The sequence below is a fragment of the Kocuria sp. ChxB genome, assembly GCF_044359605.1.
In the GTDB taxonomy this organism is placed as follows: domain Bacteria; phylum Actinomycetota; class Actinomycetes; order Actinomycetales; family Micrococcaceae; genus Kocuria; species Kocuria rhizophila.
Window position 1 is genome coordinate 2,640,097 of the sequence record NZ_CP121123.1, and the last position, 15,913, is coordinate 2,656,009.

Genomic DNA, 15,913 nt, shown 5'->3' on the forward strand with positions numbered 1-15,913 from the left:
CCGCACGACACCTCAATCGCCAACGACACTTCCACCGCCCACGATTCGTCCGGGCCTCAGGAGTCGTCTGCGCCGCAGGAGTCGTCCGTGGGGCGGGAGTCACCCGCGGGGTCCGGGTCCGGTCGGGACGACGTCCCGGGCAGCGTCGTTCCCCGGACGGGGTTCGGACCGGTCGACGCCGTGCTGGCACGTGAGCCCCAGATCTCCCGGATGCCCGTGGCCCAGCGGGCGGCGGTGTTCGCCGAACTGCACACGGAGCTGGAGCGGATTCTGGCGCAGGATCCGGCATCTCTGCCCGCAGGGCTGGTTCCTCCGGGGCCCCCGCGCCCAGGGTCACAGTCCCCAGGGTCACCGGCCTCGGAGTCCCAGTCCCCGGCGTTGCAGTCACCGAGGTCCCAGTCCCCGGCGTCACCGTCCTCGGTGGCCGGGGTTCCCGGCCGGGCACCCGGCCAGAACCACCCCGCCGGACGCGAGTCACGGTGACCCCGCGACTCGACCGGGTGCTCACGGAGCGTGGGCTCGCCCGCTCGCGCACCGCGGCCGCGGCGTGGATCAAGGACGGCCGCGTGGCCGTCAACGGCGTCCCTGTCACCAAACCGGCCACGCCGGTGGGGGAGCAGGACGTGGTGGAGGTCGCGCCGTCGGCCGAGGACGAGTACGTGAGCCGCGCCGGCCACAAGCTGGCGGGTGCGCTGGAGTGCTTCCCGGACGTGGACCCCGCGGGCAGGCGGTGCCTGGACGCCGGAGCCTCCACGGGCGGCTTCACGGACGTCCTGCTGCGCCGGGGCGCCCGCGAAGTGGTTGCCGTGGACGTGGGACACGACCAGCTGGTCCCCGAGCTGCGCGCAGATCCCCGCGTGGTCGTCCACGAAGGACTCAACGTGCGCTACCTGGAGCCGGAGCAGATCGGTGGGCCCGCGCAGCTCACGGTGTGCGACCTCTCGTTCATCTCCCTGACCCTCGTGGTCGAGGCCCTGGCCGGCGCCACGGAGCCCGGAGGGGACCTGTTGCTCATGGTCAAACCGCAGTTCGAGGTGGGAGTCCACAACCTGTCCCGCACGGGGGTGGTCACGTCCGAGCAGGCCCGCGCGGACGCGGTGCGGCGCGTCACCGACCGAGCGGGCGACGTCGGGCTGGACGTCCTGGCCACCGCCCCGAGCCCGCTGCCCGGGCAGGACGGCAACGTGGAGTTCTTCGTGCGGTGCCGCCGCCCGCGGACCGCCGGCGGCGTCGGAGTGCTCGCGTAGTGTGGAACGCGTCAACGCACGGTGGGAGCCGAACGCAGGAGGATGATCTGCAGCACGTGAGCCGGAAGATCCTGGTGATGACCCACACGGGCCGTCCCGAGGCGAAGGACGCCGCGCGCCAGTCGTGCGCGCAGCTGCACTCCGCGGGGCTGGTCCCCGTTCTCTCACGTCCGGACCTCGAGGAGCTGTGCGCGGACGGGCTGGACATGTCCCCGGTGGAGATCCTCGAGGAGGACGTCGCCCTCAAGGACATCGAGATCGTCATGGTCCTCGGTGGCGACGGCTCGATCCTGCGCGCGGCGGAGCTCGTCCGGGGAGTGGACACACCGCTGCTGGGCGTGAACCTGGGGCACGTGGGATTCCTCGCCGAGTCCGAGCGCTCGGGTCTGAACGAGACCGTCGAGGCCATCGTGGACGGGCGGTACACGGTGGAACGCCGCATGGCGCTGGACGTCACCGTGTGGGAGCACCGGCGCAAAGTCCTGCACACGTGGGCGCTGAACGAGGCCTCCGTGGAGAAGGGCGACCGCGAGAAGATGATCGAGGTGGTCACCGAGGTGGACCGCCGCCCGCTGTCCACCTTCGGCTGCGACGGCGTGGTCATGGCCACCCCCACCGGGTCCACCGCCTACGCGTTCTCCGCGGGCGGGCCCGTGGTGTGGCCGGAGGTCGAGGCACTGCTCATGGTGCCGCTGTCCGCCCACGCGCTGTTCTCCCGTCCACTGGTGATCTCCCCGCGCTCCATGCTGGCCGTGGAGGTCCTCACCCGAACGGACGCCCGCGGCGTGCTGTGGTGCGACGGTCGGCGCACCGTGGACCTGCCGCCCGGGTCCAGGATCGAGGTGCGGCGCTCCGAGAAGTCCGTGAACCTCGCGCGCATGCACGCCACGCCCTTCTCGGAACGGCTCGTCAAGAAGTTCGAACTGCCGATCGCCGGGTGGCGCGGCCCCCGGCCCGGTGAGCAGGTGGAGTCCATGACCACCGCGCTGCCCATGGTCCAGCCCACCACGGTGGTGGCGCAGGACCTCTCCCAGCCCAAGCTCAGCGTGGGGCGGGAGATCCCGCACCACGGACCACTGGGACGTGGCGGGACCTGCACCCCGGACGCCGATGACCCGAACGGAACCAGCGGATCATGATCGAGGAAATCCACATCCACGACCTCGGCGTCATCACCGACGCCGTCCTGCCCCTGGGCCCAGGTCTCTCGATCCTCTCGGGCGAGACCGGGGCCGGAAAGACCATGGTGGTCACGGCCCTCGGCATGCTCCTGGGCAACCGCGCGGACGCCGGCGCGGTGCGCTCGGGCAGCTCAAAGGCGCTCGCGGAGGCCACCGTGCGCGTGCCGGTGGACCACGCGGCGGTCGGGCTCGTGGAGGAGTCGGGCGGCACCGTGGACCGCGAGGAGGTCGGGGGCGGCGACGAAGCGCTCATCCTGATCTCACGCACCGTCTCCGCGGAGGGCCGCAGCCGCGCCCACGTCGGAGGACGGTCGGCACCCGTGGGAACGCTCGCTGCGGTGGGGGAGTCCCTCGTGGCCGTGCACGGCCAGTCGGACCAGCTGCGGCTGAAGTCCGCCGGGGCGCAGCGCACGGCCCTGGACGACTATGCGGGGCAGCCGGTCGCGGCCGAGCTCGCCGTGTACCGGGAGGAGCTCGCCCGCTACCGTAGCGTCGTCGCCACCCTGCGGGCCGCCAAGGAGAACTCCCGCGAACGCGCGTTGCAGGCCCAGAGCCTCACCACAGCCCTCGCGGAGATCGACGCCGTAGAGCCCGTCCCGGGCGAGGACACGCAGCTGGACGCCGAGAGCGAGAAGCTCACCAACCTGGAGTCCCTGCGCACCGCGGCCACCACCGCGCACGCGGCCCTCAGCGGTTCCGAGGCCGACGACGCCCCGGAGGCCAACGCCGTGGCCCTGCTGTCCCACGCCCAGCAGGCCCTCGAGCTGGAGTCCGACGCGGACCCGGACCTCGCGGCGCTCGCAGCTCGTGTGCGCGAGCTGACCGTGGTGGCCGCCGACGTGGCCGCGGACCTCTCCGGCTACGCGAGCGGTCTGGACGAGGACGGCCCGGCGCGCCTCGCGGAGGTCGAGGCCCGGCGCAGCGCGCTGCGCGCTCTGACCAAGAAGTACGGCGCCACGATCGACGAGGTGCTGAGCTGGGCGGACGAGGCGCGCACCCAGCTGGACGAGCTCGTGGTGGACCCCCATCGCGAGGAGCAGCTGCGGGCCGAGGGGGAGAGGCTGCACGCGTCCCTCGAGAAGCACGCCGCCACCCTGCTGACGCTGCGGCGAGCGGCCGCGGAGAAGCTGGCGGCCGCCGTGAGCGCGGAGCTCACGGCACTGGCCATGCCCAACGCATCTCTCGTGGTGACGGTGGAACCCTCGGAGCGCTTCACGGACGACGGCCGGGACACCGTCGAGTTCATGCTCGCCCCGCACGCCCAGGCCACCCCTCGTCCGCTCGGCAAGGGCGCCTCGGGCGGTGAGCTCTCCCGCATCATGCTGGCGCTGGAGGTCGTGCTTTCCGAGGTGGATCCCGTGCCCACGTTCGTCTTCGACGAGGTGGACTCCGGGGTGGGCGGCAAGGCGGCCGTGGAGATCGGACGCCGGCTCAAGATGCTCGCCCGCAACGTGCAGGTCCTGGTGGTCACCCACCTGCCCCAGGTGGCGGCCTTCGCGGACCAGCACATCCTCGTGACCAAGTCCTCGGACTCGAGCGTCTCGGACGTGAAGGTCCTCACCGAGGAGGAACGGGTGGTCGAGCTGGCGCGGATGCTCGCCGGGCACGAGGACTCGGACGCCGCCCGCGAGCACGCCCGTGAACTCCTGCGGGACGCCACCGCATGACCGCAGACCCCCGTACCCCGCACACGACACGAATGGTAGGCTCGAATCCCGTGGTTGATGCTCAGGACGCCGCCCGCGAGGCAGGCACAGAAAAGAACAACGGCAAGGTGACCCGGCAGATCTTCGTCACGGGTGGTGTGGCCTCGTCCCTCGGCAAGGGGCTCACCGCATCCTCGCTCGGCATGCTCCTGCGAGCACGCGGGCTGTCCGTGACCATGCAGAAGCTGGATCCCTATCTGAACGTGGATCCGGGCACCATGAACCCGTTCCAACACGGCGAGGTCTTTGTGACCGACGACGGCGCGGAGACGGACCTGGACATCGGGCACTACGAACGCTTCCTGGACGAGAACCTGGACGCCTCCGCCAACGTGACCACCGGGCAGGTGTACTCCACGGTGATCGCCAAGGAGCGCCGCGGCGAGTACCTCGGGGACACGGTGCAGGTGATTCCCCACATCACGGACGAGCTCAAGCGCCGCATGCGCCGCCGCGCCGAGGACGAGAACGCCCCGGACATCATCATCACCGAGATCGGCGGCACGGTGGGCGACATCGAGTCCCAGCCGTTCATCGAGGCCGCCCGCCAGGTGCGCCAGGACGTGGGTCGGCGCAACGTGTTCTACCTGCACGTGTCCCTGATCCCGTTCATCGGCCCCTCCGGTGAGCTCAAGACCAAGCCCACCCAGCACTCCGTGGCCACGCTTCGCGGTCTCGGCATCCAGCCGGACGCCCTCGTCCTGCGCTGCGACCGGGACGTCCCGGACGCCATGCTGCGCAAGATCGGCAGCGCGTGCGACGTGGACCTGGACGCCGTGATCTCCTGCGCAGACGCACCGAGCATCTACGACATCCCCAACACCCTGCACACCCAGGGCCTGGACACGTACATCCTCGACTACCTGGGTCTGGACTACCAGGACGCGGACCTGCGCCAGTGGTCTCGCCTGCTCACGGCGGTGCACGAGCCCGAGCACCAGGTCACGGTCGCCCTCGTGGGCAAGTACATCGACCTCCCGGACGCGTACCTCTCGGTCTCCGAGGCCCTGCGCGCCGGCGGGTTCGCCAACAACGCCAAGGTCAACCTCAAGTGGGTGGCCTCGGACCTGTGCGACACCCCCGAGGGGGCGCAGCGCGAACTCGGCGACGTGGACGCCATCTGCGTGCCCGGAGGCTTCGGCATCCGTGGCCTGGAGGGCAAGCTGGGCGCGCTGACGTGGGCTCGCACGCACAAGGTTCCCACCCTGGGGCTGTGCCTGGGCCTGCAGTGCATGGTCATCGAGTACGCGCGCAACGAGGTGGGGCTGCCCAACGCGTCCTCCACCGAGTTCGACCCCGATACCGACACCCCCGTGATCGCGACCATGGAGGAGCAGAAGCAGTTCGTCGAGGGCGCGGGTGATCTGGGCGGCACCATGCGTCTGGGCCTGTACCCCGCCGCACTCGCCGAGGGCTCCGTGGTGGCCGAGACCTATGGCACCACCGAGGTCTCCGAGCGCCACCGCCACCGCTACGAGGTCAACAACGCGTACCGCGACGCCCTGGCCGAGGCCGGGCTGCGGATCTCGGGCACCTCGCCGGAGGGCACCCTCGTGGAGTTCGTGGAGCTGCCCCGCGAGGAGCACCCGTACTACGTGGCCACCCAGGCGCACCCCGAGCTCGCGTCGCGTCCCACGCGCCCCCACCCGCTCTTCGACGGTCTGGTCCGGGCCGCCCTGGAGCGGCGCGGCGTGCAGGCGCACGCCTGACCCGCAGCTCTTCTGACACGGGCCCCGACGACGCACCACCGGTTGTCGGGGCCCGTTCGTCACCCCGTGCCCGACCCTGGAGGACGCGATCCGGGCGCATGCACCCGGCGCCGTGACTGCTCGGCGACCACCACGGTCCCGCACATCCCGCCGCCAGTGACGGGCCACCGACCACCGAACGGAGACACCATGGACTTCACCGACATCACCTCTGAGCAGTTGCACGACACCCCCGACCCCCACGCGGCGGAGTCCTCGGAGACCGTGTTCGACGGCGCGATCTGGGACGTGTGCCGGGAGACGTTCCGCATGGCGGGCCAGGAGAACGGGCTCACCCGGGAGTTCATCACCCACCCCGGGGCGGTCTCGATCGTGGCCCTCGACGAGCGCGACCGGGTGCTGCTGATCAACCAGTACCGTCACCCGGTGCGGCTGCGCATGTGGGAGATCCCCGCCGGCCTCCTGGACGTCTCGGGCGAGCCCGCCCTGGACGCGGCCCAGCGTGAACTGGGGGAGGAGGCGGACCTGCGCGCCGAGCAGTGGGACACGCTCGTGGACTTCGACAACTCCCCGGGTTCCTCTGCCGAGGCCAACCGGATCTTCCTGGCGCGGGGGCTCAGAGAGGTCCCGGCGGCCCAGCGGTTCACGCGGGAGGGCGAGGAGGCGGAGATCGTCGCCGGCTTCGCGGATCTCGACGACGCCGTGGCCGCCGTGCTGGACGGCCGCCTCACGTCCCCGGCCGCTGCACTGGGCGTCCTGGCCGCGCACATCGCCCGCGCCCGCGACTGGAGCACTCTGCGGGCTCCGGACGCGCCGTGGTCGGCCCGCCCTCAGCACGCCGGGTGAACGACCACCAGGGGCTGAGTGCGGAGAACCCACGCCGGGGTCTCAACACGGCGGAGGCGGGGTTCCCGGACACGTTGCCGCGGCGGAGCGGGACGCCGGATGCCTCCCCGCGGGTCACCCGGAACGGGGAGGCCGCGCAGCCGGAGACCGGTCCCGACACGGAGCCGCTTCCCGTGGTGGTGCAGGAGCCCGCCAGACGGGAGCCAGCGGCGTCGGCCTCGGAGCAGGAGCCCGCGGTGGAACTGGTGCGGGCCGTGGGGCGCTACCTGGACCACCTGGTGGTGGAGCGCGGACTGGCACAGAACACGGTGACCGCCTACCGGCGTGACCTGAGACGCTACCTGGGCCACCTCACGCGGACCGCGCCGGACGTGCGCGTGCCGCGGGACATCACCACCGACCACGTGCGGGCGTTCATCCGTGTGCTGCGGGAGGGGGACGACGAGCACCCGCCCCTCTCGGCGCGCAGCAGCGCCCGGGTGCTCGCCGCGGTGCGCGGGGCCCACGCGTTCTGGGCCACCGAGTCGACCGTGGACGCGGACGCGGCCTCGCGGGTCAGCCCGCCGCCGCCGCCGCAGCGGCTGCCGAAGGCGATCGGGGTCACCGAGGTGGAGAACCTGCTGGCGGCCCCCGATCCCGAGACGCCCGCGGGACTGCGCGCCCGCGCGTTCCTCGAGCTGCTCTACGCCACCGGTGCGCGCATCTCGGAGGCTGTGGCCCTGGACGTGGACGACCTCGCGGGCCTGGACGACGAGGAGCTCGCGCTGATCCGGCTCGTGGGCAAGGGGGACAAGCACCGGCTGGTACCCGTGGGCTCGTACGCCGTGACCGCGCTGGAGCGCTACCTGGTGCGCGCACGCCCCGAGCTGGCGCGCCACGGCAGGGGAACTCCCGCCGTGTTCCTCAACGCCCGGGGCTCACGGATCTCACGGCAGACCGCCTGGACCATGGTCAAGGACGCCGCGCGCACCATCCACCAGGAGGACAGGATCACGCCCCACACGCTGCGGCACTCCTTTGCCACCCACCTGCTCGAGGGCGGCGCGGACCTGCGCGTGGTGCAGGAACTGCTGGGGCACGCGTCCCTGGCCACCACGCAGATCTACACGAGGGTGTCCGTGGAGTCCCTGCGCGAGGTGTACGCCACCTCCCACCCGCGGGCCCGCTGAGCCGGACCCGCCCAGTGGGCGGGACGGCGATTGCTTCTGCACCTCCGGCCGTTCACCCTCCCGTCACGGACCCGGTCTACCCTGGGAGGGATGAAACCGTTCACGCGCCTGCCCTCCGCCCTTCTGGCCGTTCCGCTCGCCGCGACCCTGCTCACGGCCGGAACGACTCCCGCGTCCGCCGTGACGGGCATCGAGGCCGAGTACGACGGCCTGCCGCAGGCCCAGGACTGGCTCGGCGAGCCCACGTCCGAGGAGTCGTGCGAGCTACGGGACAAGGGGTGCTACCGCGAGTACGACAAGGGCGCCATCTACTGGTCGCCCGACACGGGCGCGCGGGCGCAGCGCGGAGCGATCTACGCCCGGTGGCGGGCCGAGGGATCCGAGCACGGGCCGCTCGGCTACCCGGTGAGCCGGGAAACCTGTTCCGACGGGACGTGCGAGGTGCGCTACCAGCGCGGGAGCATCACGTGGACCGAGGCGGACGGCACCACCGTGCACCGGGACGTGGACGAGGCAGCCAGCGCGGGCGTCGTCGTCAACAAGCAGCGGGCGCTGTCCCCGCAGGACTACGCGCCCGCTCCGCTGCGGGACGTGGGCGGGGGCGTGCAGCTGCGCGACGACGCCGCGGCCGCGTACGAGCGGATGTCACGCGCTGCGGCGGAGCAGGGGGTGGAGCTCACAGCCGTGAGCGGGTACCGGGACTACGCCACGCAGGTGGGACTGTACGAGCAGTACACCTCGACGTACGGACGGGAGACCGCCGACTCGATCTCCGCGCGCCCCGGGCACTCGGAGCACCAGACCGGTCTGGCCATCGACGTGGGCGCGCCGGACGGTTCGTGCGCCCTGCTCGCGTGCTTCGAGGACACCCCTCAGGGCCGCTGGGTGGCCGATCACGCACACGAGTACGGGTTCGTGGTGCGGTACCCGGACGGGCGCACGGGCACCACCGGCTACGCCTACGAGCCGTGGCACCTGCGCTACGTGGGCGAGGACACCGCCACGAGCGTGAAGAACAGCGGGAAACCCGACCTGGAGTCCTACCTGGGCCTGCCCGACGCTCCCAGCTACTGACCCCTCCCGCAGTGGCCACCGAGCCGGCCGCGCACTGCGGCCCGGGACCGCACCGGGCACGAGCCACGTGCGGTGGACACGCGACGAGCGGTGGATGAGCCACGGGTGGTGAACGAGTGATGTGCGGTGAACGAGAGTGCGGGGCCCGCGTCCGGGGAGGACGGCACTGTGGACGAGACGACCCGTGGTCCCCCGGAGGGGCCACGGGTCGTCTGCGTGGTGCTGCTCACGAGCCGCAGTGCACCGGACCGGGGGGCCCGCGGGCGTTCCGGTCCGGTGACGGAGTCAGCTCAGGTGGCGCTCGTCCGGGCCGTTGTAGTCCGAGAGCGGGCGGATCAGGGAGTTGTTCGCGCGCTGCTCCATGATGTGGGCCGTCCAGCCCGCGATCCGCGCGCACACGAAGATGGGTGTGAACGTGGGGATGTCGAAGCCCATGAGCCAGTACGTGGGGCCGGCGGGGTAGTCCAGGTTGGGCTTGATGGACTTGGCCTCGTCCATGGACTTGGCCAGGCCGTTGTAGAGCCCCAGGATCTCCTGGCGGTCGTAGTGCGCCAGCATGCGGAACAGCGCGTCCTGCATGGTGGGCACGCGGGAGTCGCCGTGCTTGTACACGCGGTGCCCGAAGCCCATGACCTTCTTCTTCTCGGCCAGCGCCTGGTCCATCCACTCCTTGGCGCGCTTCTCGGCCTCCTCGGCGGTCTCCTCCTTGCGGATCCCGAGCTCCTCGAAGGTGTGCATCACGGCCTCGTTGGCGCCGCCGTGCAGCGGTCCCTTGAGGGCGCCGATCGCACCGGTGACCGCGGAGTGCAGGTCCGACAGCGTGGAGGTGATCACGCGCGCCGTGAAGGTGGACGCGTTGAAGGAATGCTCCGCGTACAGGATGATCGACACGCGGAACGCGTCCACCACCTCGGGGGCAGCTTCCTCGCCGAAGGCCATCCACAGGAAGTTCTGCGCGTAGTCCAGGTCCTCGCGGGGCTCCACGACCTCCTGGCCGTGACGGCGGCGCTGGTCGTAGCAGACCACGGCGGGCATGACCGCGAAGAGCTCCTGGGCCTTGCGCAGCTCGGCCTCGGGGGAGTTGTCCTCCGCCAGGGGGTGCTGGGCGCCGATCACGGACGCGGCGGTGCGGCACACGTCCATGGGGTGGCACGTGGTGGGCAGCTCGTCGATCACGCGCTTGAGCTCGGGGGTCAGGGCGCGGTTCTCGCGCTCGAGGATGCGGAAGGCCTCGAGCTCCTCCGCGGACGGCAGCTCGCCGTTCCACAGCAGCAGGGCCACCTCCTCCGCGGAGCACTTCTCGGCGAGCTCCTGCACGGGGTAGCCCCGGTAGAGCAGGGAGTTGGTCTCGGCGTTGACCTTGGACACGGCGGTGGCGTCCGCCACCACACCGGCGAGTCCCTTGCGGATTTCGGTATCGGCCACGGTTGATCTCCTTCGACAGCTGTGGACTAAGAACGTGTGATGGTTCCCACCCCACCAGAGTAGGCGGGGTGGGAACGGGGAGTCAGGAGTTCGGGGTGCCCGGCACCTCGAAGTTGAAGACCCCGGAGTCGAACTGGTTGTACCCGGTGTAGTCCACCAGCTCGTAGAGCCGCTTGCGCGTGAGCATGTTCTCCACCTGCGCCTGCTGGGTGCCGTCCTCTCGGATGGTGGTGAGCAGACGTTCGATGGCACCCATGGCCTGGCGCTCCAGGGACACGGGGTAGATGATCATCGACACCCCCGCGTCCTGCAGCTGCTGCCTGGTGAACAGCTCGGACTTCCCGAACTCGGTCATGTTCGCGAGGATCGGGACGTCAAGCGCCTCGGCCATGCGCTCGAACTCCGAGAGGTCCGCCATGGCCTCGGGGAAGATCACGTCCGCCCCGGCCTCGGCGAGCGCCTGGGCACGCTCCACGGCGGCGTCGAAACCGTCCACGCCGCGGATGTCCGTGCGGGCCATGACCACGAAGTTCGGGTCCCGGCGGGCCTCCACGGCGGCGCGGATGCGCTTGACGGCGGTGGCGGTGTCCACCACGTTCTTGCCGTCCAGGTGGCCGCAGCGCTTGGGGTTGAACTGGTCCTCGATGTGGCACCCGGCCAGCCCGGCGTCCTCGAGCTCCTGCACGGTGCGCGCCACGTTCATGGGCTCGCCGAAACCGGTGTCGGCGTCCACGAGGCACGGCAGGTCCGTGCCGCGGGCGATCTGACCGGCGCGGGTGGCGACCTCGGTGAGCGTGGTCAGCCCGATGTCCGGCAGCCCGAGCTCGTTGGCCAGCACGCCGCCGGAGATGTAGACGCCCTCGAAGCCCTGCTCCTGGATGAGCTTGGTGGACAGCGGGGTGAAGGCGCCCGGGAACTGGGCGATCTCCGGTGCGGCGAGCAGCTCGCGGAAGCGCTCACGCTTCTGGGCGGGGGTCACGGTGGTGTACAGCATGATCAGAAGATTCCCTTCGGCGACTTCTCCAGCTCCACTGCGGCGGCGATGTTGAGCTGCCCCAGCTCCCCGGCCTTGAGCTCGGGCAGGCGCTGGACGGTGTCCAGGAAGCGCTCGATCTCCTCGGGGGCCACGAGACCCTCGGCCAGGGTGCGGAACTTGGTGATGTACTGCTCGCGGGCGAACGGCCGCGCACCGAGCGGGTGGGCGTCCGCCACGGCGATCTGGTCCGTGACCACGGAGCCGTCCTTCATGGTGATCTCCACGGAGCCGCCGAACGCCTTCTCCGAGATGTCCAGGGAGTGGTAGCGGCGGGTCCACTCGGGATCCTCCTCCGTGGTGACCTTGTGCCACAGCTCCACAGTGTCCGGGCGGCCGGCGCGCTCCGGTGCGTAGGAGTCCACGTGGTGCCACGCGCCGTCCTGCAGGGCGACCGTGAAGATGTAGGGGATGGAGTGGTCCAGGGTCTCGCGCGAGGCCGTGGGGTCGTACTTCTGGGGGTCGTTGGCCCCGGAGCCGATCACGTAGTGGGTGTGGTGGGAGGTCCTGATGAGCACCGACTCCACATTGGCGGGGTCGGTGACCTCGGGGTGCTCGCGGTGCAGCTTGCGGGCCAGGTCGATCCACGCCTGCGCCTGGTACTCCGCGGAGTGCTCCTTGGTGTACGTGTCCAGGATGGCGCGCTTGGCCTCGCCCGGGGCGGGCAGGGGCACCTCGTAGCTGGCCTTCGGGCCGGAGAGCAGCCACGCGATCACGCCGTCCTCACCCTCGTAGATGGGGGTGGGGGAGGTCTGTCCGCGCATCGCACGGTCCACGGCCTCCACGGCCATCTTCCCGGCGAACGCGGGGGCGTGGGCCTTCCACGTGGAGATCTCGCCCTTGCGGGACTGGCGGGTCTGCGTGGTGGTGTGCAGCGCCTGGCCGATGGCCTGGAAGATCGTCTCGGTGTCCAGGCCCAGCAGGGTGCCGATGCCCGCGGAGGCGGACGGGCCGATGTGCGCGATGTGGTCGATCTTGTGCTCGTGCAGGCAGATGCCCTTCACGAGGTCCACCTGGACCTCGTAGCCCGTGGCGATGCCGCGGATCAGGTCCTCGCCGGTGCTGCCCACGTGCTGCGCCACGGCGAGGATCGGCGGGATGTTGTCACCGGGGTGGGAGTACTCCGCGGAGAGGAAGGTGTCGTGGTAGTCCAGCTCGCGCACGGCCACGCCGTTGGCCCACGCGGCCCACTCGGGGGACACGGCGGCGTCGTCCTCCGGGGCGCCGTAGAGCAGGGAGCCCTGGCCGGAGAACCCGGCGTTCGGCACCACCTTGTGGCACAGCGCCTGCGAGCGCGCGGAGACGATCGGGCCGCGGTTGAGGGAGGCGATGGCCACGGAGGCGTTGTCGATGATCCGGTTGATCACCATGTCCACCACCTCGGGCTCCACGGCCACGGGGTCTGTGGCCACGGAGGCGAGCTTGTGGGCCAGCTGCTCCTCGCGGGGCAGCTCTTCCTTGGAGGAGTACGTGCGCACGGTGTGTGTGACGGTCACGGGTGTTCCTTTCAGTGCGTGGTGCGTGGTTTTCGACGTGGTCGTGGTGCCGCGGGGCGGCCGCTCAGGAGGCCACCGGGACGGCGGCGAGCTCGGGGGTGCGCAGGGCGTTGCCGAGCGCGTTCTTGAGGTGGACGCGGGTGGTGGCCACGGCGAGGGCGGCGTCGCCCTCCGCGATCGCGCGGGCGATGGCCTCGTGCTCCGCGGCGGCCACGGCCAGGCGGCGCGGGTTGGACGTGGACAGCCGGCGGACCCGCGCGAGGTGCAGCCGCACATTGGCCAGTGCCTGCTGCAGGTAGGGGTTCTGCGCGGCGGCGTCGATCTCCGCGTCCATGCGGTCCACGAGCTCGTAGTACGCCACGTGGTCCGGGTCCCCGGTGAGCGTCTCCGCGATGTGCGAGAGCTGCTCCGCGAGCTCCCGGAAGGTCTCGCGGTCGCCGCGCTCGGCGGCCAGCTCCGCGGCCCGGCAGTCCAGGGTGTCCCGCAGCTCGTACAGCGCGCGGACGTCCTCGGAGGAGATCGCGCTGACGACGACGCCGCGGCCGTTGTGCGGCTCGGTCAGCCCGTCCGCGGTGAGCCGGGACAGGGCCTCGCGGACCGGGGTGCGGGAGATCCCGAGCCGCTCGGAAAGGTCCACCTCCCCGAGCACCTGCCCGGGGGTCAGGCGCCAGGACACGATGTCAGCGCGCAGCTCGCGGTACGCGCGTTCTCCAGCTCGCATGACTCCTCCTGACGTGGTGGTGACTCCATTGTATACACCGAGGGTGGGCAATTCAGTAAAACCGCGGAATCAGTGGGGTTTTGCAGGCATCGTGTATACACAATCCTTGCCCGGTGTGATGCAGGGCACTACCATGAAGGTACGCCGATGCCCGCCCCAGCACCACGTCCGGAGGACGCCATGTCGCAGCCCACCTACGAATCCGTCTACCGCGCGAGCGTGGATGATCCCGAGCGGTTCTGGCTGGACGCCGCCGACGCCGTGGAGTGGATCACCCCGCCCACCCGAGCCCTGGACGACTCCGCAGCCCCCCTCTACCGCTGGTTCCCGGACGGGGAGCTGAACACGTGCGTCAACGCGGTGGACCGCCACGTGGCCGCGGGCCACGGGGAGCGCACGGCCCTGATCTACGACTCCGCGGTCCTCGGGGTGCAGGAGCACATCACGTACGCCCAGCTGCAGGAGAAGGTCGCCCTCTTCGCCGGCGCGCTCGCGGCCCAGGGTGTCACCAAGGATGACCGGGTGCTGCTCTACATGCCCATGATCGCCGAGTCGGTCGTGGCCATGCTGGCGTGCGCCCGACTGGGGGCGGTGCACTCCGTGGTCTTCGGAGGCTTTGCACCCCGGGAGCTCGCCAGCCGCATCGACGACTCCCGGCCGGTGGCCATCGTCACGGCGTCCGGAGGCGTGGAGCCCAAGCGTCGCGTCGAGTACCTGCCCGCGATCGAGGAGGCCCTGCAGATCAGCGAGCACGCGCCGTCGGCGGTGCTGGTCCACGAACGGGACGGCTTCACCACCACGGTGGCCGAGGCCCGTGAGCGCTCGCAGGCCGCGGGCGGGCCCGCGTGGTTGTCCTGGACCGAGGCTCAGGACGGCGTGGAGCCCGCCGAGCCGGTGACCGTGGCGGCCACCGATCCGCTGTACATCCTCTACACGTCCGGGACCACCGGAAAGCCCAAGGGCGTGGTCCGGGACAACGGCGGCCATGCCGTGGCGCTGAGCTGGTCCATGGCCAACATCTACGACGTCTCCGCCGGCGACGTGATGTGGACCGCCTCGGACGTGGGATGGGTGGTGGGCCACTCGTACATCGTGTACGCGCCGCTGCTCGCGGGGGCCACCACGGTGGTCTACGAGGGCAAGCCCGTGGGCACCCCGGACGCCGGGGCGTTCTGGCAGCGGGTGGAGGAGCACGGGGTCAAGGTGCTGTTCACCGCCCCCACCGCGCTGCGCGCGATCCGCAAGGCGGACCCCGAGGGGGACTTCGTCAGCAAGCACGACATCTCCTCCCTGCAGGCCCTGTTCGTGGCGGGGGAGCGGCTGGACCCGGAGACCTACACGTGGGCCTCCACCGTGCTGGGTGTTCCCGTGGTGGACCACTGGTGGCAGACCGAGACCGGGTGGGCCATCTGCTCCAACCCGTTCGGCATCGAGAGGCTGCCCATCGTGGCGGGATCCCCCACGGTGCCCGTGCCCGGATTCCACGTGGAGATCCTCGACCCCGTCGGGGAGCCTCTGGGCCCCGGCGAGGAGGGCAACATCGCCCTGCGCCTGCCGCTGCCCCCGGGCACCCTCAGCACGCTGTGGGGCAACGACGAGCGCTTCGTCTCCTCCTACCTCTCGGCCTTCCCCGGGTACTACGCCACGGGGGACTCCGGGTACATCGACGAGAACGGGTACGTGTTCGTGATGGGACGCACCGACGACGTCATCAACGTCTCGGGCCACCGGCTCTCCACGGGGCAGATGGAGCAGATCGTGGCCACCCACCCGGACGTCGCCGAATGCGCCGTGATTGGTGTGAACGACCCCCTCAAGGGCCAGCGGCCCTCCGGGTACGTGGTGCTCAAGACCGGCGCGGAGATCACCCAGGAGCGGCTGGCCGAGGAGCTCGTGACCATGGTGCGCTCGCAGATCGGCCCCGTGGCTGACTTCAAGGACGTGGCCGTCGTCGAAGCCCTGCCGAAGACCCGCTCGGGCAAGATCCTGCGCAAGACCATGCGCCAGATGGCCGACGGCGAGCAGTACACGGTGCCCTCCACGATCGAGGACCACTCCGTGCTGGAGGCGCTGCAGTCGGTGCTGGCGCCCAAGAACTAGCGTCCCGTCCCACCACGGACGCGGAGCCCCGCCACGGAGCAAGTCACCGGGGCGGGGCTTCGCCGTGAACGACGCGGGCGGCTCTGCTCTCAGCCACGCCACCCGTACTCGAGCTCGGGCCGGCCCGGTGCGCCGCGGCGCGCCCGCCGTTCGAGCATCCCGGTCTCGCACAGGTGCTCGAGATACCGCCGAGCGGTGACCCGCGA

Annotated in this window: 12 protein-coding genes; 8 read left to right on the forward strand and 4 right to left on the reverse strand. The window is 71.1% G+C overall.

The genetic code is table 11. The annotated features are described in order from the left end of the window. The first annotated feature begins 479 nt into the window (after window positions 1-479). The 7 genes from P8S73_RS11655 (at window position 480) to P8S73_RS11685 (ending at window position 8,932) form a co-directional block, all read left to right on the forward strand. A complete protein-coding gene (locus P8S73_RS11655) occupies window positions 480-1,247 on the forward strand; it encodes a TlyA family RNA methyltransferase (RefSeq protein WP_019310949.1) in 768 nt (255 codons plus the stop codon). A gap of 56 nt (window positions 1,248-1,303) precedes the next feature. Then, the gene (locus P8S73_RS11660; protein WP_019310950.1) at window positions 1,304-2,386 is read left to right on the forward strand and encodes an NAD kinase; all 1,083 of its coding nucleotides are present in this window, start codon (window positions 1,304-1,306) and stop codon (window positions 2,384-2,386) included. Then, entirely contained in the window at window positions 2,383-4,095 is a 1,713-nt protein-coding gene (gene recN / locus P8S73_RS11665) for a DNA repair protein RecN (RefSeq protein WP_019310951.1), read from the forward strand. The genes P8S73_RS11660 and recN overlap by 4 nt, the downstream gene beginning before the upstream one ends. A gap of 32 nt (window positions 4,096-4,127) precedes the next feature. Next, window positions 4,128-5,843, forward strand: coding sequence for a CTP synthase (locus tag P8S73_RS11670; protein ID WP_029603541.1), 1,716 nt, complete (start codon window positions 4,128-4,130; stop codon window positions 5,841-5,843). Window positions 5,844-6,032: 189 nt separating this feature from the next. Beyond that, window positions 6,033-6,689, forward strand: coding sequence for an NUDIX hydrolase (locus P8S73_RS11675; protein ID WP_019310953.1), 657 nt, complete (start codon window positions 6,033-6,035; stop codon window positions 6,687-6,689). Continuing rightward, window positions 6,686-7,858 carry a site-specific tyrosine recombinase XerD gene (locus tag P8S73_RS11680; RefSeq protein WP_223110115.1) on the forward strand — a complete coding sequence of 391 codons (1,173 nt, stop codon included), beginning with the start codon at window positions 6,686-6,688 and terminating at the stop codon, window positions 7,856-7,858. Before P8S73_RS11675 ends, P8S73_RS11680 begins: the two co-directional genes overlap by 4 nt. Before the next feature lie 90 nt (window positions 7,859-7,948). Next, window positions 7,949-8,932: a D-alanyl-D-alanine carboxypeptidase family protein gene (locus tag P8S73_RS11685; RefSeq protein ID WP_050899520.1), complete on the forward strand. Its 984-nt coding sequence runs from the start codon at window positions 7,949-7,951 to the stop codon at window positions 8,930-8,932. A 285-nt stretch (window positions 8,933-9,217) separates the two neighbouring features. Here P8S73_RS11685 and P8S73_RS11690 read toward each other — a convergent pair whose 3' ends face one another. The 4 genes from P8S73_RS11690 to P8S73_RS11705 all read right to left on the reverse strand — a co-directional run bounded on the left by P8S73_RS11690 (window position 9,218) and on the right by P8S73_RS11705 (window position 13,607). Further along, complete coding sequence (locus P8S73_RS11690) at window positions 9,218-10,357, reverse strand: bifunctional 2-methylcitrate synthase/citrate synthase (protein ID WP_144802819.1); 1,140 nt, start codon at window positions 10,355-10,357, stop codon at window positions 9,218-9,220. Window positions 10,358-10,439: 82 nt separating this feature from the next. After that, window positions 10,440-11,351, reverse strand: a complete 912-nt coding sequence (prpB, locus tag P8S73_RS11695; protein WP_019310956.1) for a methylisocitrate lyase — start codon at window positions 11,349-11,351, stop codon at window positions 10,440-10,442. Between the two features lie 2 nt (window positions 11,352-11,353). Then, window positions 11,354-12,886, reverse strand: a complete 1,533-nt coding sequence (locus P8S73_RS11700; RefSeq protein ID WP_019310957.1) for an MmgE/PrpD family protein — start codon at window positions 12,884-12,886, stop codon at window positions 11,354-11,356. 64 nt (window positions 12,887-12,950) lie between these two features. Further along, the gene (locus P8S73_RS11705) at window positions 12,951-13,607 is read right to left on the reverse strand and encodes a GntR family transcriptional regulator (RefSeq protein ID WP_019310958.1); all 657 of its coding nucleotides are present in this window, start codon (window positions 13,605-13,607) and stop codon (window positions 12,951-12,953) included. Between the two features lie 180 nt (window positions 13,608-13,787). Here P8S73_RS11705 and P8S73_RS11710 point away from each other — a divergent pair, with 180 nt between their 5' ends. Then, window positions 13,788-15,707 carry a propionyl-CoA synthetase gene (locus P8S73_RS11710; RefSeq protein ID WP_259905211.1) on the forward strand — a complete coding sequence of 640 codons (1,920 nt, stop codon included), beginning with the start codon at window positions 13,788-13,790 and terminating at the stop codon, window positions 15,705-15,707. The last annotated feature ends 206 nt before the right edge of the window (window positions 15,708-15,913 follow it).